Origin of the sequence: Serratia bockelmannii, from assembly GCF_051803255.1 — a bacterium.
GTDB classification, from domain to species: Bacteria; Pseudomonadota; Gammaproteobacteria; order Enterobacterales; family Enterobacteriaceae; genus Serratia; species Serratia bockelmannii.
Genome location: NZ_CP196512.1, coordinates 2,045,758 through 2,069,772 on the forward strand (window position 1 = coordinate 2,045,758; position 24,015 = coordinate 2,069,772).

The 24,015-nt window shown below is 59.5% G+C and carries 21 protein-coding genes; 10 read left to right on the top strand and 11 right to left on the bottom strand.

Annotated elements, in window-relative coordinates:
* Positions 1–501 (bottom strand): winged helix-turn-helix transcriptional regulator, encoded by a 501-nt coding sequence (locus ACSJLU_RS09850; protein WP_049204151.1) that lies wholly within the window; start codon positions 499–501, stop codon positions 1–3.
* Positions 502–656: 155 nt separating this feature from the next.
* Between ACSJLU_RS09850 and ACSJLU_RS09855 the strand changes: the two genes are divergently transcribed.
* Complete coding sequence (locus tag ACSJLU_RS09855) at positions 657–1,085, top strand: tautomerase family protein (protein ID WP_380825340.1); 429 nt, start codon at positions 657–659, stop codon at positions 1,083–1,085.
* 54 nt (positions 1,086–1,139) lie between these two features.
* Here ACSJLU_RS09855 and ACSJLU_RS09860 read toward each other — a convergent pair whose 3' ends face one another.
* The 4 genes from ACSJLU_RS09860 to ychF all read right to left on the bottom strand — a co-directional run bounded on the left by ACSJLU_RS09860 (position 1,140) and on the right by ychF (position 8,535).
* Positions 1,140–4,466, bottom strand: a complete 3,327-nt coding sequence (locus tag ACSJLU_RS09860) for an efflux RND transporter permease subunit (RefSeq protein WP_439041078.1) — start codon at positions 4,464–4,466, stop codon at positions 1,140–1,142.
* A 10-nt stretch (positions 4,467–4,476) separates the two neighbouring features.
* A complete protein-coding gene (locus ACSJLU_RS09865; protein WP_380825337.1) occupies positions 4,477–5,643 on the bottom strand; it encodes an efflux RND transporter periplasmic adaptor subunit in 1,167 nt (388 codons plus the stop codon).
* Positions 5,644–6,561: 918 nt separating this feature from the next.
* Complete coding sequence (locus ACSJLU_RS09870; protein WP_049204148.1) at positions 6,562–7,146, bottom strand: TetR/AcrR family transcriptional regulator; 585 nt, start codon at positions 7,144–7,146, stop codon at positions 6,562–6,564.
* Positions 7,147–7,443: 297 nt separating this feature from the next.
* On the bottom strand, positions 7,444–8,535 hold the full coding sequence (gene ychF / locus ACSJLU_RS09875) for a redox-regulated ATPase YchF (protein ID WP_025302489.1): 1,092 nt from the start codon (positions 8,533–8,535) through the stop codon (positions 7,444–7,446).
* Positions 8,536–8,869: 334 nt separating this feature from the next.
* Here ychF and ACSJLU_RS09880 point away from each other — a divergent pair, with 334 nt between their 5' ends.
* Positions 8,870–10,399 carry a SulP family inorganic anion transporter gene (locus tag ACSJLU_RS09880; protein WP_060432898.1) on the top strand — a complete coding sequence of 510 codons (1,530 nt, stop codon included), beginning with the start codon at positions 8,870–8,872 and terminating at the stop codon, positions 10,397–10,399.
* Positions 10,400–10,436: 37 nt separating this feature from the next.
* Here the strand turns inward: ACSJLU_RS09880 and pth are convergent, their stop codons facing one another.
* Entirely contained in the window at positions 10,437–11,027 is a 591-nt protein-coding gene (pth, locus tag ACSJLU_RS09885; RefSeq protein ID WP_004941053.1) for an aminoacyl-tRNA hydrolase, read from the bottom strand.
* A 301-nt stretch (positions 11,028–11,328) separates the two neighbouring features.
* On the opposite strand from pth, the gene ychH reads away from it, so the two are divergent.
* Positions 11,329–11,607, top strand: a complete 279-nt coding sequence (gene ychH, locus ACSJLU_RS09890) for a stress-induced protein YchH (protein WP_025302491.1) — start codon at positions 11,329–11,331, stop codon at positions 11,605–11,607.
* A 185-nt stretch (positions 11,608–11,792) separates the two neighbouring features.
* Here the strand turns inward: ychH and prs are convergent, their stop codons facing one another.
* The 3 genes from prs to lolB form a co-directional block, all read right to left on the bottom strand.
* The gene (prs, locus tag ACSJLU_RS09895) at positions 11,793–12,740 is read right to left on the bottom strand and encodes a ribose-phosphate diphosphokinase (RefSeq protein ID WP_004941061.1); all 948 of its coding nucleotides are present in this window, start codon (positions 12,738–12,740) and stop codon (positions 11,793–11,795) included.
* Positions 12,741–12,914: 174 nt separating this feature from the next.
* Complete coding sequence (gene ispE / locus ACSJLU_RS09900; RefSeq protein ID WP_049207164.1) at positions 12,915–13,781, bottom strand: 4-(cytidine 5'-diphospho)-2-C-methyl-D-erythritol kinase; 867 nt, start codon at positions 13,779–13,781, stop codon at positions 12,915–12,917.
* The gene (gene lolB / locus ACSJLU_RS09905; protein ID WP_049207163.1) at positions 13,778–14,401 is read right to left on the bottom strand and encodes a lipoprotein insertase outer membrane protein LolB; all 624 of its coding nucleotides are present in this window, start codon (positions 14,399–14,401) and stop codon (positions 13,778–13,780) included. Before lolB ends, ispE begins: the two co-directional genes overlap by 4 nt.
* 467 nt (positions 14,402–14,868) lie before the next feature.
* Between lolB and hemA the strand changes: the two genes are divergently transcribed.
* From hemA to kdsA, 6 genes are read left to right on the top strand one after another with little or no spacing between them, the layout of a single operon-like run.
* Complete coding sequence (gene hemA, locus ACSJLU_RS09910) at positions 14,869–16,131, top strand: glutamyl-tRNA reductase (RefSeq protein ID WP_025302494.1); 1,263 nt, start codon at positions 14,869–14,871, stop codon at positions 16,129–16,131.
* 31 nt (positions 16,132–16,162) lie between these two features.
* Entirely contained in the window at positions 16,163–17,248 is a 1,086-nt protein-coding gene (gene prfA, locus ACSJLU_RS09915) for a peptide chain release factor 1 (protein WP_016928099.1), read from the top strand.
* Positions 17,248–18,081, top strand: coding sequence for a peptide chain release factor N(5)-glutamine methyltransferase (gene prmC / locus ACSJLU_RS09920; RefSeq protein ID WP_342096577.1), 834 nt, complete (start codon positions 17,248–17,250; stop codon positions 18,079–18,081). The genes prfA and prmC overlap by 1 nt, the downstream gene beginning before the upstream one ends.
* A gap of 41 nt (positions 18,082–18,122) precedes the next feature.
* Positions 18,123–18,524, top strand: a complete 402-nt coding sequence (locus ACSJLU_RS09925) for a SirB2 family protein (protein ID WP_170310367.1) — start codon at positions 18,123–18,125, stop codon at positions 18,522–18,524.
* Entirely contained in the window at positions 18,521–19,330 is an 810-nt protein-coding gene (sirB1, locus tag ACSJLU_RS09930; RefSeq protein WP_016928096.1) for an invasion regulator SirB1, read from the top strand. Before ACSJLU_RS09925 ends, sirB1 begins: the two co-directional genes overlap by 4 nt.
* Positions 19,331–19,388: 58 nt before the next feature.
* Complete coding sequence (gene kdsA, locus ACSJLU_RS09935; protein ID WP_141997833.1) at positions 19,389–20,243, top strand: 3-deoxy-8-phosphooctulonate synthase; 855 nt, start codon at positions 19,389–19,391, stop codon at positions 20,241–20,243.
* A gap of 47 nt (positions 20,244–20,290) precedes the next feature.
* Here kdsA and dauA read toward each other — a convergent pair whose 3' ends face one another.
* Both dauA and ACSJLU_RS09945 read right to left on the bottom strand, forming a co-directional pair.
* A complete protein-coding gene (gene dauA, locus ACSJLU_RS09940) occupies positions 20,291–21,979 on the bottom strand; it encodes a C4-dicarboxylic acid transporter DauA (protein ID WP_043141525.1) in 1,689 nt (562 codons plus the stop codon).
* Positions 21,980–22,211: 232 nt separating this feature from the next.
* Positions 22,212–22,697 (bottom strand): heme-degrading domain-containing protein, encoded by a 486-nt coding sequence (locus ACSJLU_RS09945; protein ID WP_025302499.1) that lies wholly within the window; start codon positions 22,695–22,697, stop codon positions 22,212–22,214.
* A gap of 198 nt (positions 22,698–22,895) precedes the next feature.
* Here ACSJLU_RS09945 and ACSJLU_RS09950 point away from each other — a divergent pair, with 198 nt between their 5' ends.
* Positions 22,896–23,996, top strand: a complete 1,101-nt coding sequence (locus ACSJLU_RS09950; RefSeq protein ID WP_043141520.1) for a GGDEF domain-containing protein — start codon at positions 22,896–22,898, stop codon at positions 23,994–23,996.
* Positions 23,997–24,015 lie beyond the last annotated feature (19 nt).

The following is a 24,015-nucleotide window of genomic DNA, read 5'->3' on the forward strand; positions in this document are numbered from 1 at the left end:
TCACAACGAACGGGCTTGGCCGACGGCCAGCCGCCATTGCGTCATTTCGTCGGCGCCCGGCCCGGCCGCCAGCGCCAGGTTTTGCGCCGGCAGCGATTCGCCGGTCACGACATCCACCGCGCGCAGGGTGGCAGGGTGGCCGGTTACGCGGTCAACCACGCGCAGCGGCGGCCCGGCCAGCTCGGACAGATTCCATTTGTCGCCAATCTGAATCATCGCCATCACCAGCAGCCCGAGATCTTTTCCTTTCTCCGTCGGCAGATACTCATAACGAGCGGGGCGCGTTTGGTATTGCCGCTTTTCGATAAGGCCGTGGCTTTCCAGGGCCTTGAGCCGGTCGGCCAGCGTATTGTTGGTGATGCCGGTCGAGTGGCGCAGATCGTCATAGCGCGAGAGCCCCAGCAGCAGATCGCGCATGAGAATAGCGCCCCAGCGATCGCCCAATGCCGACAGCACGTGCGCCACCGAGCACGTCATGCCTTCAAACCCTTTTGCTTTCACGTTGCTTTACCTCCGCTTGCCGCCTGATTGCCGAGAATGTTATCGCCTCGGCTTGATAACTTCAATAATTGGAGTTATTACTCTTATTATTGGAGTTTATCATTAACAGCGGCTGATGGCCTGAACGCCGGCCGGAAACCCTAGGAGACAACGCGATGCCACTGTGGCAGATTTACCACCCGGAGCCGGCCTTCAGCGCCGCCGTTAAACGCGCGATTGCGCAGAAGGTCACCGCCCTGTACCAGGACTTTTTGCCGCGCTTTTACGTCAACGTCTTCTTCCATGCGCTGCCGCCAGGTTCGGCCTATCTCGGCGGCGAACCGGCCGATGATTTCGTACGGGTGACCATCGATCATATCGCGCGCGCCATGGACAACGACGCAGAGCAGCAGCAATTCCTGGCGGCCTGCACCCGCATCCTGCACCCCTACATCGCCGCCCGCGGGTTGCGCTGGGAACTGCACGTGGACGAAACGCCGTTCTCGCTGTGGACGATTGACGGATTAAAACCGCCGGCGCCGGGGACGGCGGCAGGCGAGAAGTGGCGCAGCGAGAATCGGCCTTCGGCGTGGAAGGGAAGTTGATGGGGGAGCGGCGGCGGCAAAACGCTTTTCGCCACCGCGAACCGTTATCAGCGCTTAGCCTTTTCGCTTAAAGACCTTCTGCCGCATCCAGTGTTTGATCTGTCCCCAATACTCTTTGCCCAGCAGGGCGATGGCAATGACAAACAAGGTTTCACCGACCACGACAAGCGTAGAGACAACGACAATCTTGTAGGGGATGTCGAGGAACGGAATGACAGGGAAGGCAAGCCAATACAGCAGAACCACGAAAAGCATGGAAAACCCGGCTTTTTTCCTACCACTCAGATTCTTGCTGCGTGCCAGCAGGCTAGGCAACTTGCGCAGCCAGTTTTCAAGATCGTCAATCAGGGTATAAACGACAGGGATAACCAGCAGGCTCAGCACGGTGGATGTAATCAATCCTCCGATGACGGCCACCGCCATCGGGCTGCGGAAGCTGGGGTCGGCACTGCCGAAACCCAGAGCCACAGGCAACATGCCTGCCCCCATCGCTAACGTGGTCATGATGACGGGGCGGGAACGTTTGTGGCAGGCATCAATCAGCGCTTCCGTTCGGCTCATGGGTTTATTGAGCACTTCGCCATTCGGACCGATGTGGCCGCGACGTGACTCGATCGCATAATCGACCAGCAGTATCGAGTTTTTGGTCGCAATCCCCATCAACATGATTAACCCGATCAGGGATGACATCGAGAAAGACTGCCCCGCCAACAGTAACCCAACGAATGCGCCGCCCAATGACAGTGGGAGCGCGGCCAGGATGGTGATCGGTTGGAAGAAGTCTTTGAACAGCAGAACCAGCACGATATAGATGGCCAGGATCCCGGCGACCATAGCCGTGCCGAAACCGGCAAACAGTTCCTTCATCATTTCGTCATCACCCTGCACAACCTGGTGCACGCCGACCGGCAGATTCTGGATTGACGGCAGCTTCGCCACCTGAGCGGCCAGATCCCCGAGTTGGGTGCCCGACAGTTCTACGTCAAGGGTCACGCTGCGCGTGCGATTGATGCGACTGATCTGCGCCGGTCCACTGCCTTGCTCAATGTTGACGATCTGATTGAGCAGCACCGGGCCTCTGGCACCGGGTACGGTCAAACGTTCAAGTAATCCCATATCCTCACGGATGTCTTTTGACAGCTTGACGACGATCGGGATCTGGCGCTGCTCCACGTTGAATTTTGACAGGAACTGATCGTAGTCGCCTACGGTCGCAATACGCAAAGTATCGGCAATAGCGACGCCCGATACCCCAAGATCGGCCGCTTTGGCGAAATTGGGTTGCAGGAGGATTTCGCTGCGCGCCAGCCCGGCACTGGAGGTAATGTTACCGAGGCCGGGGAGCTGCCGCAGATCGCTTAATACGGCATCGGCCGCCTTAGCCAGCAGCTGGGGATCATCGCCGGCCAACACCAACTGGTATTTTTCACCTGAGCCGCCAAACCCCACTTTGCTGCGCACCCCCGGAAGTGCTGCCATTGCCGTGCGTATCTCGCCTTCGATGACCTGCTTCTTCGGGCGCGCTTGACGCGCATCCAACAACACCGTCAGCGTTGCCATGCGAACATCGGTTTTCCCATCGGAAGCCATGACATCGCCGCCCGTTGCACCGCCACCGATGGTGGTATAGATGTTACGGATATGTGGGATGGGCGCCAGGCGATGCCGAGCGAGTTCTGCCATGGCCTGGGTTTGTTCCAGCGTGCTCCCTGGCGGCAGTTCCAACGTCACCTGCGTCTGGGAGTTGTCATCTGCAGGGAAAAAGCCCTGGGGCAGCAGAGGAATAAGCATCAGAGAGCCAATAAAGAACCCGCCGGCCACCGCCAGGGTGAGCCCGCGGTGCCGCAGCGTCCACCGGCAGGCGCGCAGGTAGAGCGCCATCCAGAAAGGATCGCGCTGAGGGCGCGTATGCGGCTTCATCAGGTAGGCGGCCATCATTGGCGTCAGCAAGCGCGCCACAACCAGCGAGGCAAACACCGCCAGCGCCGCCGTCCATCCAAACTGCGTGAAGAATCTTCCGGCAACGCCGGACATGAAGGCCGTCGGCAGGAAAACGGCGATCAAGGCAAATGTCGTGGCGACGACGGCCAGGCCGATTTCCGAGGCGGCATCCATCGCGGCCTGGAACGGCGGTTTACCCATGCCGATGTGGCGCTCAATGTTCTCCACTTCGACGATGGCATCATCCACCAATAGGCCAATCACCAGCGACAGCGCCAGCAGCGTGACGATACTGAGCGAAAAGCCCATCATGTCCATACCGATGAAGGCCGGTAAAATCGACAGGGGCAACGCCGCCGCCGAGATCAGCGTCGCCCGGATATCGCGCAGAAACATGAAGACCACCAGGATGGCGAGAATGGCGCCTTCATAGATCATGTGCATGGAGGCGTCGAACTCCTCCTGCACAGGCCGGACAAAGTCGAAGACCTGCGTGATGTGCAAATCAGGCCGCTCCGTGCGCAACTGCGCCAGAACTTTCTCCACCTTGTCGCCGACCTCGACTTCACCGGCGCCTTTGGCGCGCGTGATCTCAAAGCCCACCACCTTCTTGCCGTTGAGGAGCGCAAGTGAACTGCGTTCCGCAATGGTGTCTTTCAGCGTCGCCACGTCGTCCAGGCGAAAACGTTGTCCGCCGGGCATCGACAGTTCCACCGCGGCTAGTTCATCCACGTTCTTGACGCGGGCGACCAAACGCAGCGGCTGTTTTCCCCGCCCCAGATCGACTCGCCCGCCCGTCGCGTCCATCTGTACATCGCGCAACTGGCGGGAAACCTCGGCAGCGGTGGCGCCAATCGCCTCCAGTTTGACCGGATCGAGTTCGACTTGGATCTCGCGGTTCACGCCGCCCACACGGGTGACCGACCCTACGCCGGCGACGCCTCTCAGACGCCGCGACAGGGTATTGTCCACGAACCAGGACAGCTCATTCTCATCCATCTGGCTGGCGCTGATGGAAAAGGCCAGGATAGGTTTGCCCGTGATGTTGAGCTTGCGAACGATAGGATCACGTAAATCCGTCGGCAACTCGGTGCGAATGCTTTGCACGGCTGACCGGACTTCATCCACCGCTTCCTGAACGGGTTTTTCCAGACGAAACTCCGCTGAGATATCGACCAGCCCGTCCTGGATCGTGGTACGCAAGTTCTTCAATCCCTGCACCGAAGAGACGGTGTCCTCCAGCTTGCGCGCCACCTCCGTTTCGAGCTGGGGCGGCGCAGCGCCCGGAAGAGAAGCGGACACGGTCACCGTAGGCACATCCATGTCCGGGAAGCTCTGGATCTTCATCAATTTGAAAGAATAAAAGCCGGCAACGCTCAAGATGACAAAGAGCAAGATAGACGGAATGGGGTTGCGAATGGACCAGGTAGAGATATTCATGATGGGCCTCTTAGCGCGGTTCCGATGAATGGGAAGCATCGGTGGTGTTGGCCAATTGGACTTTATCCCCCTCATTGAGGAATACGCCGCCGCTGGCGACGATGCGTTCCGCGCCTTGAAGACCGGACAGGATCTCCTGCTGGTCATTCACCAGACGGCCTACCGCGACTTTAAGCGGATGTGCACGCATCTCGTCATCTACGGTGAACACCAGGTGAAAACCGTCGCGCGCCACGACGGCGGATTGCGGCACGGTCAGCCCTTGCCGATCGCCGACCGTAATCAGACCGCTGGCATACGTGCCGGGCCGAATCGGCGAGGCGTTCTTCGCTGTCGATGGAAGGATGTCCACATAGGCAATCCCACGGCGCGAGGTTGAATTGACGGTGGGGGCGGCCAGGCGTACGACGCCTTCCCAGGTGTTACCGCCAGGTGAAGCGATCTGCGCTTTTTGCCCCGGTTGGATTTGTTCCAGCTGCTGCGCCGACAATTCTGCTCGCCATTCAAATTTTCCCTGGCGGATCAGGCGAAACATTTCGGTGCTTTGCATAGGAACTGACCCGATCGTGGCCGGTCGCGCGGAGATGATGCCGTCGTCGGGAGCGCGTAATATCGTCTGGTCCAGCCGCAACTGCTGAGCCGCCATACGCGCTTTCGCCGATTCCAGACGCGCCTGCGCCGTTTTTTCCTGGGTTAACAACTTTTGGATGTCCTGTTCGCTCAGGCTGCCGACGCCGCGCAACAACCGCGCTCGTTTTCCATCCGCTTGCGCATTCAACGCGACTGCTTTCGCTTCGTTGAGATCGGCTTTCGCCAGCAGCCAGTCATTCATCACGGAATCGCGTGTAAATTCCGCCAGAGGTTGGCCCTGGCGTACCATATCCCCCTCCTGCACCAACAGTTTTTGCACGCGCAGCCCATTGGCTTCGGGGCTGATGATCGCCTCTTGCCAGGCCGCAATTGAACCATTGGCCGTGACGGTGCGGGAAACGGACTGTATTGCCGGCGTTGTCAGGGCCACTGTCAGCGTCGGTTTATCTGACGGTGGGGCAACCTTGTCCGCCGGCGTATCGCAGGCCGATAAGGCGGCGGCAATCGGCATCGCCAGCACGGTTGTACGAAGGGTCCGTAAAGACCAAAAGCGGGGACGCGTGTTTTGAACTGTCAGTTGTGTCATCGGGAGAACCCATAAGGTAAATGATTTGTCGAACCTGTCGCCAACGGCGTGGCAATGTATTGCTTTGTATTGAATTTCAAACGACTGCGACGCTGTTCTGCAGCGGTTCAGCCTGGCGCTGAGCCATCGCTCGTTCTGACGAAGTGAACAAACGCCGTATCCACCTCCGCACAGTCGAGCGCACGCGGTTATGATGCTCATGCGGTTCAGCCTGCCAACCCGCCACACTTTCACCGGGATCGGTATCCGCGCTCGTTAAATCCAACATCAAGGAAACGGAATTCCTGGTGATGTGGCGGTTGATCCCGTTTCCATCGGCACCGCTCTCGCCACGCCCGTTGAAGTCCCCCTGATCGGGGTGGGGCGCCCGATGAGGGGGCGTTTGTTTCGCCTGTGCGAGGGATCCAGGCAATGGCGCGCTTTGGGGAGAGAATGCGTGTTGTCGCCGGCAGGTGCGTGATGCGTAATAGAGGGCCGCAGCTTCCGTCGCAACCAGTTTGCGGGCGTCATTCCATAACGCTTGAACGCACTCCAAATTGGCGCGCGCAACCGACGTTTGTGCTCCGTGCTCATTCTCCGCGTGACTGGGCTTGCCGGCCGGAGCGCGTAAGCGCCGGGCGCCGGATTCATTTCGGGCGGGGGGCCATGCATTCCACACAGGCACGTGCGCCGAGCCAGGCAGGGAGGCCCGCCATGTTGTTGGAACATGCTGGGTTCCTGACAAACGGTCTGATGCAGGTGCGGTTGCGCACCCGCAGAGAATCAAAGACACGCTGAGAAACAGAGAAACGAATATGAGTCGGCGGAGCCTTGGATAGGCCCGTGTTCGCAGCATTTTTAGTTTTGAAACGGGTGGCATGATTGTTGTGTCTTTTTAATGCGTAAGTACGCACTCATTATATGATTAAAAAAAAGAAGCTAGATGGCTGTATGAACGTCAGGAAGCTCAATGGCTCGCACCATGGCTTCATAACCTGCGCGTTTGTAAATATCCAGCAGGTGTGGTTTTTGAACGGCCATATCGATAACGCCATTGGCCATTACCGTGCAGATCATGCCCTGAAACTCGCTCGACAGCGGTAAATCCAGCCCCTGGACCAATGGAATACCCAGTTGGGAAATATCACCGAACCGTACGCTTCTCTCCATCTGTGCACTGGATAACTTGCCGGAAACCATCAATTTGTTCCCTGTCGCATACGCGGCGGGATTGGCGAGCGCCCAATCAATGTAGGCATTCCAGGCGACCTGCATTTGATCTTTACCCGGCAAAACGCCCTGTAAGCTTTGCGTCAGCAGGCACTCCATTTCATCAAGCAGGTAGTCGCAGACTGCGCTCAGCAGTACGTCCTTATTTTCAAAGTAGCGGAACAGCGTGCCCTCCGAGACGCCAGCTTTCCTGGCGATAGCCGATGTGGGCGCCGCTAATCCTTGTTCGGCAAAAATGTCGGTGGCGGCACGCAATAGCGCCTGCTGCTTTTCTTCACTGCGAGGACGGGCCACTTTGAGGTTCCTTTAATAAGTGAGTAAACACTCATTATAAAGGTGCAATGGAATATGACAAGCCTTTTCCTGTAGGACAAGGGATCAACACGAGAGCTTTTTTCGCGCAGCGATGCGGATAATGCCGTCATGAAGGGCGTAATAAAACGTACGGTGAAGATCGTTCAGTGGGAAAGAACCGGGAGGGTGTGACGGCGTCCAGGTTGCCAAAACGCAGGTCCTGGAGACAAAAAAATCCACGCCGAAGCGTGGATTTTTCCGTTTCCGGCAGCGGAGAAAAGCGCTGCGGAGAGAGGCCTAGACGTTGAACAAGAAGTTCATTACGTCGCCGTCTTTGACGATGTAGTCTTTACCTTCGGAGCGCATTTTGCCGGCTTCTTTGGCGCCTTGCTCACCCTTGTAGGTGATGAAGTCGTCATAGGAGATGGTTTGGGCGCGGATAAAGCCTTTCTCGAAGTCGGTGTGGATCTTGCCGGCCGCCTGCGGGGCAGTGGCGCCTACCGGGATGGTCCAGGCGCGCACTTCTTTCACGCCGGCGGTGAAGTAGGTTTGCAGGTTCAGCAGTTCATAACCGGCGCGGATCACGCGGTTCAGACCCGGCTCTTCCAGGCCCAGTTCGGCCATGAACTCGTCGCGCTCTTCGTCTTCCAGCTCGGCGATGTCGGATTCCACGGCGGCGCACACGGCAACCACCACGGAGCCTTCGGCGTCGGCTATTTTACGCACGGTGTCCAGGTACGGGTTGTTCTCGAAGCCGTCTTCGTTGACGTTGGCGATGTACATGGTCGGCTTCAGCGTCAGGAAGCTCAGGTATTTGATCGCAGCCTTGTCTTCATCGGTCAGATCCAGTGCGCGCAGCATGCCGGCGTTTTCCAGGTGCGGCAGACATTTCTCCAGCGCCGCCAGCTCGGCTTTGGCGTCTTTGTCGCCGCCTTTGGCTTTCTTCTGCACGCGGTGGATGGCGCGCTCGCAGGTGTCCAGGTCAGACAGCGCCAGCTCGGTGTTGATCACGTCGATGTCTTCGGCCGGATCGACCTTGTTGTTGACGTGGATGATGTTGTCGTTCTCGAAGCAGCGCACCACGTGGCCGATGGCTTCGGTTTCGCGGATGTTGGTCAGGAACTGGTTGCCCAGGCCTTCACCCTTGGACGCGCCTTTCACCAGGCCGGCGATGTCGACGAATTCCATGGTGGTCGGCAGAATGCGCTGCGGCTTGACGATCTCGGCCAGCTTATCCAGACGCGGATCGGGCATCGGCACCACACCGGTGTTCGGTTCAATGGTGCAGAACGGGAAGTTGGCTGCTTCAATGCCCGCTTTGGTCAACGCGTTGAACAGGGTGGATTTGCCTACGTTAGGCAGGCCGACGATACCGCATTTGAATCCCATGTTGTAATCACCTTAAATATCTTAACTATCAGTCGGTTAGATTTAACCAACTGCATAAAGGGCAAAATAATGCCGCCATTATACACGTAATGGGCGTTTATCTCGATCAGACTTGCTTGGCTGGGGCGAGTGCAGCGCGGGCGACCGGTTTTTGATTGAGATTTGGATCACATTTACCCATACTGGCCGTTCCGATTAACCGACAGGAAACGCGCCGGATGTATTTCTTGCCTACGCCACCCTGAGCTGTGCCCGCCAGCAGTCTGCCGCCCCTTGCGGTACCCCATACCCGCTACGCGGGGAGATGATGTCATCTGTCATAAGTGAATAATGCATGTTTAACCTGAGTAACGTCAGGATCGCGGACGTTAAAAATGAAGTCCTGGCGGGCTTTGTGGTGGCGGTTTCGATGATCCCCGAGGCGGTCGGCTTTTCGCTGGTCGCCGGTCTTTCGCCGATCGTCGGTTTGCATACCGCGTTTATTATCGGCCTGGTCACGGCGCTGTTCGGCGGCAAGCCGGGCATGGTTTCCGGCGCCGCAGGTTCCATTGTGGTGGTGCTGATGAGCCTGGCGGCGCAGTACGGCATGGGTTACGTACTGTGGGCCACGCTGTTTGCCGGGGGGATTCAAATCCTGATCGGCGCCTTTCGGCTGGGCAAGTTCATTCGTCTGGTGCCGCTGCCGGCGATCCACGGCTTCGTCAACGGTCTGGCGATCGTCATCATGCTGGCGCAGTTGAAGATGATCGCCGGGCAGGGCCCGCTGATGTACGGCCTGGTGGCGCTGGCGATTGCGGTGGTGGTGCTGTTCCCGCGCCTGACCAAAGCCATTCCGTCTTCGCTGGCGGCGCTGCTGGTGGTCTCGGCGTTGGCGATCGGCCTCAATCTGCATACGCTGCGGGTGGGCGATCTGGCGGACATTTCCGGCGCGCTGCCGCACTTCAGCCTGCCGACGGTGCCGTTTACCCTGGAGATGGTGCGGGTGGTGCTACCCTATGCGGTAGTGATTGCCCTGGTCGGTTTGATTGAATCGCTGCTGACCATGACGGTGCTGGATGAAATGGGTGGCAAGAAGGGGAACGGCAACCGCGAGAGTATCGCGCAGGGCGCCGGTAACGCGGTGTGCGGCCTGTTCGGCTGCTTCGCCGGTTGTGCGATGATCGGCCAGTCGATCATCAACTTCACCTCGGGCGGGCGCGGGCGCATCTCCGGCACGGTGGGCGCTATCCTGCTGATTTTATTTGTGGTTAGCCTGTCGCGCTATATCGGCCTGCTGCCAGTGGCGGCGCTGGCAGGGGTGATGCTGGTGGTGTGTTACAACACTTTCGAGTGGAGTTCGCTGCGCCGTTTGCGTCGTATGCCGAAGGCAGACGCGCTGGTGATGATCGCCGTCACGTTGATCACCATCTTTACCGATCTGGCGGTGGCGGTGATCAGCGGGGTGATTATCTCGGCGCTGGTGTTCGCCTGGCAGCAGGCACGCATCCGCGTGCGCCAGCGGCAGGTGACGGGCGACGTGGCGGTGTATCGGCTCGATGGTCCGCTGTTCTTCGGCTCGGCCGCGGCTTTTGCCGAGCTGTTCGAGCCGCAAGGCGATCCGCAGAACGTGGTGCTGGACTTTGCCGGCACCCGGGTGATGGATTCCAGCGGCGTAGAAGCGATCGATAAGCTGACGGCGCGTTATCTGGCGGCGGGGAAAAGCATTCGTCTGCGCCACCTGAGCGGTGACTGCGTGCGCCTGCTCAAGCGCGCCGGGCCGTTTTGCAGCCATGAACTGGACGATCCGCAGTATTACGTGGCGGAAGAGGGGTTCGCCGCCGATGATCGCCGCGTGGGCGAGGAGACCTTCAACCCGCGCGGCTAAAAGCCGGCAGCGGGCAGGGCGCCCGCTGCGGTAAGGTTCAGGCCTGTGCCTTGAAGCTGTGCAGGCGCTGAACGGTTTTTTCCAGCCCGTCCTTCATCAGCATCTCGGTGCAGCGCAGCGACTCGTCGATCGCTTCGTCAATCATCTTCTGCTCGCTGGCCGGCGGCTTGCCGAGCACGAAGCCCACCACCTTGTTCTTGTCGCCCGGATGGCCGATGCCGATGCGCAGGCGGTAGAAGTTCGGGTTATTGCCGAACTTGTTTTGGATGTCTTTCAGGCCGTTGTGGCCGCCGTTGCCGCCGCCGAGCTTGATTTTTGCCACGCCGGGCGGCAGATCCAGCTCGTCGTGCGCCACCAGGATCTCGTTGGGTTCGATGCGGTAGAAATTGGCCATCGCCAGCACCGCTTTGCCGCTCAGGTTCATGAAGGTGGTCGGCACCAGCAGGCGCACGTCGTTGCCCGCCAGATTCAAACGGGCGGTGTAGCCGAAGAACTTGCTCTCTTCTTTCAACTGCTGATTGTGGCGCTGTGCCAGCAGATCGACGTACCAGGCGCCGGCGTTGTGGCGTGTCTGGGCGTATTCCGCGCCCGGGTTGGCCAGGCCGACTATCAATTTAATACTGCTCACTGGGAGATTCACTATGATCAGGGTAATGGAAAGGGCCTTAGTCTACCTGTCGGGGCGGTGAATGACAAAATCCGATCTCTGCCTTCGGCGTTGGTAAGAAAGACGAATGATTCATTAGCTGAATCATTCAATTTGTCTGCTAATTTTCAGTGGCGTGTTAAGAAGTGTCAATAATTCTTTACCATTTGTGATCGCCTCCGCAATCCCCTTGCCATAACAAGGACTATACTTAACTTATCAAAGTGGGTTAACAAGTTGCAGCGTTATCCCGGTTGGCACATGGCAATCATGGAGGTGGCATATGAAACGTAGAAGCGCGGACAGAATGGGCAACTTTTTTATGGGGCTGGGGCTGGTCGTGATGATCGGCGGCGTTGGATACTCCATTATTGCTGAAGTTTCCCAGTTCAATTTACCGCAATTTTTCGCCCACGGCGCCATCATGAGTATCTTCGTCGGCGCGCTGTTATGGCTGGTGGGCGCGCGTATAGGCGGCCGCGAGCAGGTGGCGGATCGCTACTGGTGGGTAAAACACTTTGATAAACGGTGCCGTAACGACCAACATCGTTCGTCGCATTGATTAAAAAATCAGAAGGGAAGCAAGAGCAGGGCAAGGGAATATCTGCCGTGCATTAAGGTCTGAGGTCATGTTGGACTACGAGTAGAAAACCCGTTGTTGCTCACGCACCAACGGGTTTTTCTTTTTCTGCTGTCGGGCTCGCTATCTTTCCGGCACGGTGGGCGCCGCACCGGAAAGACGACGAATCAATGCTCGAACATCGCAGAGATCGACTCTTCGTTGCTGATGCGGCGGATGGCTTCAGCCAGCATGCCGGACAGGGTCAGAGTGCGAACGTTTTTCAGTGCCTTGATTTCCGGCGACAGCGGAATGGTATCGCAGACGATCACTTCATCAATCACCGAGTTCTTGATGTTGTCCACGGCGTTGCCGGAGAAGATCGGGTGCGTCGCGTAGGCGAATACGCGCTTGGCACCGCGTTCTTTCAACGCTTCAGCCGCTTTACACAAGGTACCGCCGGTGTCGATCATGTCGTCGACCAGCACGCAGTCGCGGCCTGCCACGTCACCGATGATGTGCATCACCTGAGAAACGTTCGCGCGCGGGCGGCGTTTGTCGATGATGGCCATGTCGGTGTCGTTCAGCAGTTTGGCGATGGCGCGAGCACGCACTACGCCGCCGATGTCCGGGGAAACCACGATCGGGTTTTCCAGGTTCTGCTGCAGCATGTCTTCCAGCAGGATCGGGCTGCCGAACACGTTGTCTACCGGTACGTCGAAGAAGCCTTGAATCTGCTCAGCATGCAGATCCACCGTCAGAACGCGGTCAACCCCTACGCTGGAGAGGAAATCGGCAACCACCTTGGCGGTGATGGGTACACGCGCGGAACGCACGCGGCGATCCTGGCGGGCATAGCCGAAGTAAGGGATAACGGCGGTAATACGACCTGCGGAGGCGCGACGCAGGGCGTCGACCATCACAACCAGTTCCATCAGGTTGTCGTTGGTCGGGGCACAGGTGGACTGGATGATGAAAATATCACCGCCGCGTACATTTTCGTTGATTTGCACGCTCACTTCGCCGTCGCTAAAACGACCTACAGCGGCGTCACCAAGGCTGGTGTACAAACGGTTGGCAATACGTTGTGCTAGTTCCGGGGTGGCGTTACCAGCAAAAAGCTTCATATCAGGCACGAGAAGAACCTCAGGCTTGCGTCCAGAGAAGATATTGTCATACGACATCGCCAAGGGGCAGTTGGCGACGCCGGCGCAATATACATACGGGTATGTAAAACTAAAATTGAGACCGCAGGCAGCGCAGGGATAACAGGGCCAGGTGTGCATGACCCTGCGCAGCGAAACGTTGAGCTACGACTCAAACCGCCCGGAACGAATGCGATGTAGTGGGGAGACGTTAACGCCGCGCGCTACAAAACCACACAACCACTCCGGGGCTTGATTTAACACCTGACGGGCGGCGATTTCTGTGTCGAATTCAGCAAACACACAAGCACCTGTGCCAGTCAGGCGTGACGGGGCGTATTCTAACAGCCATGAAAGAAGCTGTTCAACCTCGCGAAAACGTTTTCTTGCGATCGGTTCGCAATCATTTGCGTACGGCGCCTGCAACAGCTCACTTAAGGAGCGAACCGGGGTGTTTCTTTTTAATTCGGGGTCGCCGAAGATAACCGGCGTCGGGATGCCGACGCCAGGATGCGCCACCAGATACCATTTTTCCTGCGGCTCGGCCGGCTGCAGGCGCTCGCCGATGCCTTCGGCGAAGGCGGCGTGGCCGCGCACGAACACCGGCACGTCGGCGCCGAGGCTGAGCCCCAGCGCTGCCAGTTGGTCGTCGCCAAGACCGCAGCGCCACAGTTCGTTCAGCGCCACCAGCACGGTGGCGGCGTTGGAGGAACCGCCGCCCAAACCGCCGCCCATCGGCAGGCGCTTGTCGATGCTGATGTCGGCGCCGCGCGGCGCGGTTTGCAGGCCGCGTTCATCGCAATAGCGCTGCAGCAGGCGGGCGGCGCGCACGATCAGGTTCTGCTCGTCTGGAACGCCGTCGACCGGCGTCAGCAGATGAATGCGGTCGTCCTGGCGAGGGTCGATGGTCAGGGTATCGCCGTAGTCCAGAAACTGGAACAGCGTCTGCAGCAGGTGATAGCCGTCTTCACGACGGCCGGTGATGTACAAAAACAGGTTGAGTTTCGCGGGGGAGGGCCACTGGCGGATCATTTGAGCGTCCAGTTATCCATCTTCAGCTTGATGCGCTGGTCGCCCTGCTGCAGCTCCAGGCGGTTCGGCAGCGTCGGCTGCACCTCGTTGCTGTAGCCCTGGTAATCCACTTTCCAGGTCTGGCCGCCTTGCTGGTAGGTCAGCTTGCTCAGGCGATATTGGTCATCCAGCGCAAAATCGCTGGCTTCGCCCGGCAGGCCGACCATCCACTGACGCAGGTTGTTCAGCGGGATCGCCATGCCGGTCAGCTTGCGGATCATCTCTTCCGGGTTGTCGCTGACGTAGCGTTTGCCCTGGTTGTCGGTCAGCTGCACCACGTTTTTCTGCACATTGAGATCCATTTCCGTGCTGCCCAGTGGGTTGGTCAGCAGCAGGCGGTAGCGCTCCGGCGAGAACTGCTGCCAGAAGAAGCGGGCGTAGACTTTTTTCTGATCAGACAAGTAGGCGAAGGAGCCGCGGGTCTGATAGGTGCTGAGCTGTTGCACCGCCTGCTCATGGGCGCGCCACTGCGGTGAAGTCGGGCTGGTGGCCGGGCCGGTCGGCTTGGTGGTGGTACAGGCGGCCAGCACCAGGCTGGCCAGCGGGATCAGACGGAGCAAACTAACTTTGCGTATTGGCATAACTTTCTCTTGTCCTTTTGTCCTTGCGGGCATGCGCGACGAAACCCGGATTCAGCGCTCACGCTAACGGGGCGGCGGCGGCGCGTCAATTTTTTGCTGCATCGCGTTGAATCTTTCCGCTTTTGCCGGCGCAATGCCAACCCGGTACGCGCGTCGGGGTCGCCATTAAGCGTAACACAATCGCCTAAAGGCGGGGAGGCGCGCCCGATAAGCGGTGCCGGAGTTGCGCAAACGCCGCCGTTGCGTACGCCGAATAGCGTGCGCGTTATCGCAAACTGCGCTAAAATTTAAGCAATCAACCTAGCCTATGACTATTTATCCCGCTGTATTTATTGCTTATTCATTAATTGATGTCATCTATGACAGCGATTGAACGGAAGATGCGGTTGTTACTTTTATTGATCCCGCGCATCAAGTAGAATGCCGTTCAACGAGAACCCGTACCAAGATAAGTATTACTCGAAGCAATGACCCTGCTGGCGTTAGGTATAAATCACAAAACCGCTCCGGTTTCTCTGCGTGAAAGGGTGACCTTCTCGCCAGAGTCCATCGATGAGGCGCTAACCAGCTTGCTCCAACAACCGTTGGTGCAGGGCGGCGTCGTGTTGTCCACCTGCAACCGCACCGAGCTGTACCTCAGCGTAGAGCAACAGGAACACATGCACGAGCAGCTGGTCGCCTGGCTGTGCGCGTACCACAACCTGCGCCCGGAAGAGGTGAAGAAAAGTCTGTACTGGCATCAGGGAAACGACGCGGTCAGCCATCTGATGCGGGTGGCCAGCGGGTTGGACTCACTGGTATTGGGCGAACCGCAGATCCTCGGCCAGGTGAAAAAGGCCTTCGCCGAGTCGCAACGCGGCCAGTCGCTGTCCGGCGAGCTGGAGCGTCTGTTCCAGAAATCCTTCTCCGTCGCCAAGCGCGTGCGCACCGAAACCGAAATCGGCGCCAGCGCGGTCTCCGTAGCGTTTGCTGCCTGCACCCTGGCGCGGCAGATCTTCGAATCGCTGGCCGATCTCAACGTCTTGCTGGTGGGCGCCGGTGAAACCATCGAGCTGGTGGCGCGCCACCTGCGCGAACACAAAGTGCGGCACATGATCATCGCCAACCGCACCCGCGAGCGCGCGCAGCTGCTGGCGGACGAGGTGGGCGCGGAAGTGATCACCCTGCCGGAGATCGACGAACGCCTGGCGGACGCCGACATCATCATCAGCTCCACCGCCAGCCCGCTGCCGATCATCGGTAAGGGGATGGTGGAGCGCGCGCTGAAGGCGCGCCGCAACCAGCCGATGCTGCTGGTGGATATCGCCGTACCGCGCGATATCGAGCCGGAAGTCGGCAAACTGGCCAACGCTTATCTGTACAGCGTGGACGATCTGCACGCCATCATTCAAAGCAACCTGGCGCAGCGCAAAGCGGCGGCGGTGCAGGCGGAGTCGATCGTGCAGCAGGAAAGCATCAACTTCATGGCCTGGCTGCGTTCGCAGGGCGCGGTGGAAACCATCCGCGACTACCGTTCGCAGGCTGACCAAATTCGCGCGGAAATGGAGGCCAAAGCGCTGGCCGCCATCGCGCAGGGCGCCAACGTGGAGCAGGTTATTCACGAGCTGGCCCATAAACTGACCAACCGTCTTATTCATGCCCCTACCAAATCCCTCCAGCAGGCCGCCGGCGACGGCGACGTGGAGCGGTTGCAGTTATTACGCGACAGCCTCGGGCTGGATCAGCATTAGTTTTCTCTATTAACAGGGTTTATTACCACGCATGAAGCCTTCTATTGTTGCCAAACTGGAAGCGTTACAAGAGCGCCATGAAGAAGTGCAGGCGCTGCTCGGCGATGCCGGCGTCATCGCCGAGCAAGACCGGTTCCGCGCGCTGTCGCGAGAATACGCGCAGCTGACCGACGTCAGCCGCTGCTTCCTGGAATGGCGTCAGGTGCAGGAGGATCTGGAGACGGCGGAAATGATGCTGGACGATCCGGAAATGCGCGAGATGGCGCAGGAAGAGCTGAAACAGGCGCGGGCGACCAGCGAAGCGCTGGAGCAGCAGCTGCAGGTGTTGCTGCTGCCGAAAGATCCGGACGATGAGCGCAGCTGCTTCCTCGAAGTGCGCGCCGGCACCGGCGGCGATGAGGCGGCGATCTTTGCCGGCGATCTGTTCCGCATGTACAGCCGCTATGCGGAAAGCCGCCGCTGGCGTGTCGAGGTGATGAGCGCCAACGAAGGCGAACACGGCGGTTTCAAAGAAGTGATTGCCAAAGTTTCCGGCGATGGCGTGTACGGTCAGCTGAAGTTTGAATCCGGCGGGCACCGCGTGCAGCGCGTGCCGGAAACCGAATCCCAGGGGCGCATCCACACCTCCGCCTGTACCGTGGCGGTGATGCCGGAAGTGCCGGAAGCCGAGCTGCCGGACATCAACCCGGGCGATCTGAAAATCGACACCTTCCGCTCCTCCGGCGCCGGCGGCCAGCACGTTAACACCACCGACTCGGCGATCCGCATCACCCACCTGCCGACCGGCATCGTGGTGGAGTGCCAGGACGAACGTTCGCAGCACAAAAACAAAGCCAAGGCGATGTCGGTGCTGGGCGCGCGCATTCGCGCCGCCGAGATGGCCAAGCGCCAGCAGGCCGAGGCGTCCACTCGCCGCAACCTGCTGGGCAGCGGCGATCGTTCCGACCGCAACCGCACCTACAACTTCCCGCAGGGGCGGGTAACCGACCACCGCATCAACCTGACGCTCTACCGTCTGGACGAAGTGATGGAAGGCAAACTGGACATGCTGATCCAGCCGATCGTGCAGGAGTATCAGGCCGATCAGCTGGCTGCGCTGTCCGCCGAGCAAGAGTGATGGACTATCAATACTGGCTGAAAGCCGCCGCCGCGCGTTTGACCCACAGCGACAGCGCCCGGCGCGACGCGGAAATCCTGTTGGGTTTCGTGACCGGCAAGGCCAGAACCTTCCTGATGGCGTTCGGGGAAACCCTGCTGACGCCGCCGCAGCAACAGCAGCTGGAGACGCTGCTGGCGCGCCGCGAACGCGGTGAGCCGGTGGCCTATCTGGTGGGCGAGCGCGAGTTTTGGTCGCTGCCGCTGTCGGTCTCGCCGGCGACGCTGATCCCACGCCCGGATACCGAATGCCTGGTGGAACTGGCGCTGGCGCGCCTGCCGCCGCAACCCTGCCATTTCCTCGATCTCGGCACCGGCACCGGCGCCATCGCGCTGGCGCTGGCCAGTGAGCGCCCGGATTGTTCGGCTATCGGCATCGATGTGCAGCCGGAGGCGGTTGCGCTGGCGCAGCACAATGCGTACAAGCTGAAGATCGACAACGTCCGATTTCTACAGGGCAGCTGGTTTGCGCCGGTGGTGGGGCAACGCTTCGCGCTGATCGCCAGCAATCCGCCCTATATCGACGCCGCCGATCCGCATTTGTCGCAGGGCGACGTGCGCTTTGAACCCGGTAGCGCGCTGGTTGCCGCCGAGCACGGGCTGGCGGATCTGGCCGCCATCGTGCGCCAGGCGCCGCATTATTTGCAGCCGCAGGGCTGGCTGCTGTTGGAACATGGTTGGCAGCAGGGCGAGAGCGTGCGCGCGCTGCTGCAGGCCGCCGGATTTTCCGCTGTCGCCACCCACCGTGATTACGGCGACAACGACCGCGTGACGCTCGGCCAATGGCCGGGATAAGCGCCACTCATAATAACGACGCCCGGGCCATTTAAGGGAGCATCATGACTGCATACACTGCGTTGAAACATTTCCATTTGCTGACGGTCGCCATCAGTATTACCTTGTTTGTGCTGCGTTTCTTTTGGCAGTGGCGCCGCTCGCCGATCATGGGGCGCCGCTGGGTCAAGGTAGCGCCGCACCTGAACGACACGCTGCTGTTCGTCAGCGGCATCGCGCTGGTGGTGACGTTCGGGTTTTATCCGCTGCTGGGTATGGACTCATGGCTGACCGAGAAGCTGTTTGGCGTTATTATCTATATCCTGCTTGGCTACGTCGCATTGGGCAAGAAGACCAAAAGTCAGCGGCTGCGAACCGTGGCGTTCGTGCTGGCGTTGGGCTGTCTGTATCTGATAATTAAACTTGCCACGACGAAAATACCGTTTCTGATGGGATACCTATGAGTAGCATTGCTGATTTTGAATTTAACACCTCGCCGCTGAGCGAAGGGGTGATCCTGGTGTCGCAGTCGGTGCGGCGCGATTTTCCCGCTGCCGACGTGGAGCGCAAGCTGCAACAGCTGGTGGATGAAGCGCGTGCGGCGGTGCCGGTCGATATCACTCAGGAGCAGCAACTGGATGCGCTCATCGAACTGTTCTACAAAACCTGGGGATTCGGCGGCGCCAGCGGCGTTTACCGCCTGTCGGACGCCATCTGGCTGGACAAGGTGCTGGAAGGGCGGCAGGGCACGCCGGTCTCGCTAGGCACCATTTTCCTGCACATCGCCAACGCGCTGGATCTGCCTCTGTTGCCGGTGATTTTCCCCACTCAGCTGATCCTGCGCGCCGATTGGCTGGACGAAGAGCTGTGGCTGATCAACCCGCTGAACGGCGAAACCCTGAGCGAGCACCAGCTGGAAGTGTGGATCAAGGGCAACCTGGGGCTGGGCGCCGAACTGGAAGACGACGACCTCGACGAGTCGGAGAACATCATGGTGGTGCGCAAGATGTTGGATACGCTGAAGGCCGCCCTGATGGAAGAAAAGCAGTTGGAAATGGCGCTGCGCACCAGCGAAACGGTGCTGTGCTTCGATCCGGAAGATCCTTACGAGATCCGCGACCGCGGGCTGATTTATGCCCAGCTGGAGTGCAACCACATCGCGATTTCCGATCTCAACTATTTTGTCGAGCAGTGTCCTGAAGACCCGGTCAGCGAAGTGATCAAAGTACAGATCCACTCGATTGAGCCGAAACAGGTGACGCTGCATTAATTCAATGACTCCGTGCAGTTTGCAAGGGGACGGTTACAACCTTAACAAAGGCGAAAGCATGAAACAGAAAGTGGTTAGCATTGGCGATATCGACGTAGCAAACGACCTGCCGTTTGTGCTGTTTGGCGGTATGAACGTGCTGGAATCGCGCGATCTGGCGATGAGCATCTGCGAGCACTACGTCACCGTGACGCAAAAACTGGGCATTCCTTACGTATTTAAAGCCTCTTTCGACAAAGCCAACCGTTCTTCCATCCACTCGTACCGCGGTCCGGGCCTGGAAGAAGGGATGAAGATCTTCGAAGAGCTGAAGAAAACCTTCGGCGTGAAAATCATCACCGACGTGCATGAAGTGGCGCAGGCGCAGCCGGTTTCCGAAGTGGTTGACGTGATCCAACTGCCGGCCTTCCTGGCGCGTCAGACCGATCTGGTGGAAGCGATGGCGAAAACCGGCGCGGTAATCAACGTCAAGAAACCGCAGTTCGTCAGCCCGGGGCAGATGGGCAACATCGTCGACAAGTTCAAAGAAGGCGGCAACGACCAGGTGATCCTGTGCGATCGCGGCAGCAACTTTGGCTATGACAACCTGGTGGTCGACATGCTGGGCATCAACGTGATGAAGAACGTGACCGGCGGCCATCCGGTGATCTTCGACGTGACTCACGCGCTGCAGACTCGCGACCCGTTCGGCGCCGCGTCCGGCGGCCGCCGCGCTCAGGTGGCCGAGTTGGCGCGCGCCGGTATGGCAGTTGGCCTGGCCGGCCTGTTCCTCGAAGCGCACCCGGATCCGAAAAACGCCAAGTGCGACGGTCCTTCCGCGCTGCCGTTGGACAAGCTGGAGCCGTTCCTGGCGCAGATGAAAGCCATCGACGACCTGGTGAAGAGCTTCCCGGAGCTGGATACCAGCAACTAAGCGCTCGTCGCCATAAAAAAAGCCCGACTCGTCGGGCTTTTTTACGTTTAGGCGCCGGTGGCCGCCAGCGCTTCCGGCAGGGTCGGATAGAACTGCAAGCGGCCCTCGATCGGCTGCACCCGCGCACGCGCCAGGGTTTTCAGCGGCTGGAACGGCACGTCGGTGATCACCAGTTTCTTGTCCGCCGGCAACACGTCGATAAAGCGTCGCAGGGCGCTCAGACCGCCGGCGTCGAGTACCGGCACCGCATCCCATTGCAGCACGATCGTGCGATAACTTTCGCTGCGCGTCAGCAGTTCGGTAAAGATGCGCTCGGCGGCGGCGAAGAACAGCGGGCCATTCACTCGCAGCACCAGGCGGCCGTCATCGGCGCTCAGTTCGCTTAGCCGCGTCATGCGGGCGATGCGGCGCATAAACAGCAGCGACGCCAACACGATGCCCACGGTAATGGCGATCACCATGTCGAACAGCACCGTCAGCGACATGCACAGCAGCAGTACCAGAATGTCGTCCTTCGGCGCCCGGCGCAGCAGGTAAACCACCTTGTGGGCCTCACTCATGTTCCAGGCGACCATCAACAGCAGCGCCGCCATCGCCGCCAGCGGCAGATAAGAGAGCCACGGCGCCAGCACCAGCAGCGCCAACAGCACCAGCAGCGCGTGGATGATGGCGGATACCGGTGAGGTGGCACCGGCGCGCACGTTGGCCGCTGAACGGGCAATTGCGGCGGTCGCGGTGATGCCGCCGAAGAACGGCGCGATGATGTTGCCCGCGCCTTGGCCGATCAATTCGCTGTTCGAGTTATGTTTCTTACCGGTCATGCCGTCGAGCACCACTGCGCACAGCAGCGACTCGATCGCGCCGAGCATTGCCATCGAAAATGCCGCCGGCAACAGGGCGGAAACGGTTTGCCAGCTCAGGGTGAACGGCTGCCCGCCGCCGCCCGGCAGATCCCAGGGCAGCAGCAGCTGCGGCAGGATCGGCGGAATGCCCTGGCCGCTGCTGCCATCGGCCAGCAGGTAGCTGAAGCGGGAACCGATGGTCGCCACCGGGTGGTCAAACAGCGTCAGCAGCCCCATCAGCGCGGTGCCCGCCAGCAGCGCCGGCAGGTGGCCGGGCACCCGCAGGCCGAGCTTGGGCCAGAAGATCAGGATCAGCAGCGTCACGGCGCCGATCAGGGTATCGCCGAGATCCAGCGTTGGCAGCGCCTGCAGCAGGGCGTACAGCTTGCCAACGTAATTTTCCGGCGTGTGCGCCAGCTGCAGGCCGAAAAAGTCCTTGATCTGCATGGTGGCGATGGTGATGGCAATGCCGGAGGTAAAGCCCAGCGTCACCGGCAGCGGAATGTATTCGATCAGCCGGCCAAAGCGCGCCAGCCCCATCAGCAGCAGAAATACCCCGGAGATCAGCGTGGCGACCAGCAAGCCGGCCAGGCCAAACTGCTGCGAGACCGGATAGAGGATCACCACGAAGGCGGCGGTGGGGCCGGAGACGCTGTAGCGCGAACCGCCGCTGACGGCGATGACGATGCCGGCGATGGCGGCGGTATACAGGCCGTACTGCGGCGGCACGCCGCTGGCGATCGCCAGCGCCATCGCCAGCGGAATGGCGATAATACCGACCGTCACCCCGGCGATGGCGTCTTTCAGCAACCGCGCCAGGCTATAAGGTTCCCGCCAGCAGGCATCTATCAGCGCGCTGAAGGGGCGAATTTTGTTTATTTCATGCGTTTTCATCTACGGTGCGTACCAAATCTTCAAAAGTGAAAGGAATGGCGGGCCCGATGAGGTCCGTCTTGTCACGTGACAGATACCATACGCCTTTTGTTCAGCGGATTACCAGACCTGCGTCAATTTGGCACAGGAAATCAGAGAGTCGTCGTTTTATCCGGCGCTAAATGCCGTTAAGAGGTAAGTAAGCCGCAGATTCTGCGGCTGAAAAAGAAAGGAATAATCAAGGTTTTGGCGGTTAGTGCAGAGCGGGTAGGGATAAGCCGAGAAAGTGGGCTAAAGTGCTTACCAACAGCTGGTGATCTTCCTTCTGCGGCGCGCCGGAAATGCTGATGCTGCCGACGCAGCCGAGGCCGGTCAGGGTGAGCGGGAAGGCGCCGCCGTGCACCGAATAGTCGCGCACGCTCAGCCCGTAACGCTCCTCTAGCGACGTTTGCCGCTGCTGCAGACGCAGGCCGATGGCGTAAGAACTTTTGTGAAAATGGTTCACCAGATTGCGCTTGCGCCGCACCCAGTCGGCGATGTCCGGCGTGGCGCCCGGCATGGCGTAATAAAACAGCGTCTGCCCGGCCAGTTGGATTTCGATGGCGATGCTCAGGCCGCGTCGCTCGGCGGCGGTTTTCAGCGCCGCGCCCAGCTCCCAGGCGGTGGTGGCGTCAAAATGGGTAAAGGCCAGCGTCGCTTCCTGTTCGCTGAGCGCCTGCAGTTCATCGTCGATATTCATGCGTTTCTCCCCCGATATACAAAGGACAGAGTAGCCTGAAGCGAGCATCGTGAGATAGACGGCTTGGCGATAAGATAGAACTGCTACTCTATTAATAGACTGTGTAAAATGGCCGCCGCCGAAGCGGAGACGACAGGGATGCGTTATTCAACGTCTTTACATTACCCCTGGCGATCCCGAGGAGCGCGCTGACTATTTATGACTTACATTGCGTCCATTTCCACCCTTTACAGCGACGCTTGCATCACCTATGCCACGCTGTCGGTAAGCTATTTCGTTCTCAGCAAGAATGCCCCGTTTTCCTACCGTTCCGCACTGTGGAAGCGCGTCGTGTTCGGCCTGCTGGCCGGGGTGGCGGTGCTGTATTTGAGTCAGGATCGGCTGGTGTTGACCGATAAGGTACATTACAGCTTTGCGATGATCCCGATGATACTGGTGACGTTCTTCGGCGGCGGCGTCAGCGGACTGGTGAGTTTTCTGTTCGCCATGGCGCTGACCGGCGGTTTCACCGTCGATAACCTGTTCATCGCCTCGATCATCGCGCCGCTGCTGCTGTCGCAGGTGTGGCTGAAAAAATCCCACCGGACGTTTTACCTGACGATCGGCATTATCGCGCTGTATCGCATCGCGGTGGTGTGGCTGCTGGTGGACATGAGCGGGCTGTGGCCGGATGTGTTGCTGTACCAGGCGGTTTCCGCGCTCTGTCTGGCGATTTGCTATCATGCGCTGAATTTCAAAGAGCGCCACATCTACGCCTATTTCGCGATGCGTGCGCGTGCCACGACCGACAGTGTGACCCACATCAACAACCGCGCCAGCGTCGATTATCAGCTGATGCTGCAGCGTGCCGAGCGCCGCCCGTGCGGGTTGATGATCCTCGATTTGGATAACTTTAAAAGCATCAACGATACCTACGGTCATCCGGCCGGTGACGTGCTGCTGGCCAGCGTCGGCCGGCTGCTGCAAAACAGCGTGCGTAACGAGGACTTCGTCGGGCGCTACGGTGGCGAGGAGTTTATGGTGATCACCGCCAGCTACGATCCGCAGGTCATCGGCGGGGTGGCGGAGCGCATTCGCAGCGCGGTGGAAAGCTCGACGTTCTTGCTGAATGCACACGACGAAGCGCACATCACGATGTCCATCGGCGTGTCGCTGTATCTGCCCGGCATGACGTTGGACAAGGCGATCGCCATGACCGACGAAGCGTTGTACGAGGCGAAGCGTAGCGGCAAAAACCGGGTGGTGACCAGCCGCGTGATGCAGCTGGCGCCGCTGGGCGCCGGTTTTCCGCGCGGATAAGCCGCCCCCGTCGGAGCGA

Bases quoted from the DNA above. Each gene is read 5' to 3' on its own strand.
- ACSJLU_RS09855 (WP_380825340.1), top strand. From the start codon at position 657: ATGCCACTGTGGCAGATTTACCACCCGGAGCCGGCCTTCAGCGCCGCC.
- ACSJLU_RS09860 (WP_439041078.1), bottom strand. From the start codon at position 4,466: ATGAATATCTCTACCTGGTCCATTCGCAACCCCATTCCGTCTATCTTG.
- ACSJLU_RS09865 (WP_380825337.1), bottom strand. From the start codon at position 5,643: ATGACACAACTGACAGTTCAAAACACGCGTCCCCGCTTTTGGTCTTTA.
- ychF (WP_025302489.1), bottom strand. From the start codon at position 8,535: ATGGGATTCAAATGCGGTATCGTCGGCCTGCCTAACGTAGGCAAATCC.
- ACSJLU_RS09880 (WP_060432898.1), top strand. From the start codon at position 8,870: ATGTTTAACCTGAGTAACGTCAGGATCGCGGACGTTAAAAATGAAGTC.
- ychH (WP_025302491.1), top strand. From the start codon at position 11,329: ATGAAACGTAGAAGCGCGGACAGAATGGGCAACTTTTTTATGGGGCTG.
- ispE (WP_049207164.1), bottom strand. From the start codon at position 13,781: ATGATCCGCCAGTGGCCCTCCCCCGCGAAACTCAACCTGTTTTTGTAC.
- lolB (WP_049207163.1), bottom strand. From the start codon at position 14,401: ATGCCAATACGCAAAGTTAGTTTGCTCCGTCTGATCCCGCTGGCCAGC.
- hemA (WP_025302494.1), top strand. From the start codon at position 14,869: ATGACCCTGCTGGCGTTAGGTATAAATCACAAAACCGCTCCGGTTTCT.
- prfA (WP_016928099.1), top strand. From the start codon at position 16,163: ATGAAGCCTTCTATTGTTGCCAAACTGGAAGCGTTACAAGAGCGCCAT.
- prmC (WP_342096577.1), top strand. From the start codon at position 17,248: ATGGACTATCAATACTGGCTGAAAGCCGCCGCCGCGCGTTTGACCCAC.
- sirB1 (WP_016928096.1), top strand. From the start codon at position 18,521: ATGAGTAGCATTGCTGATTTTGAATTTAACACCTCGCCGCTGAGCGAA.
- kdsA (WP_141997833.1), top strand. From the start codon at position 19,389: ATGAAACAGAAAGTGGTTAGCATTGGCGATATCGACGTAGCAAACGAC.
- dauA (WP_043141525.1), bottom strand. From the start codon at position 21,979: ATGAAAACGCATGAAATAAACAAAATTCGCCCCTTCAGCGCGCTGATA.
- ACSJLU_RS09945 (WP_025302499.1), bottom strand. From the start codon at position 22,697: ATGAATATCGACGATGAACTGCAGGCGCTCAGCGAACAGGAAGCGACG.
- ACSJLU_RS09950 (WP_043141520.1), top strand. From the start codon at position 22,896: ATGACTTACATTGCGTCCATTTCCACCCTTTACAGCGACGCTTGCATC.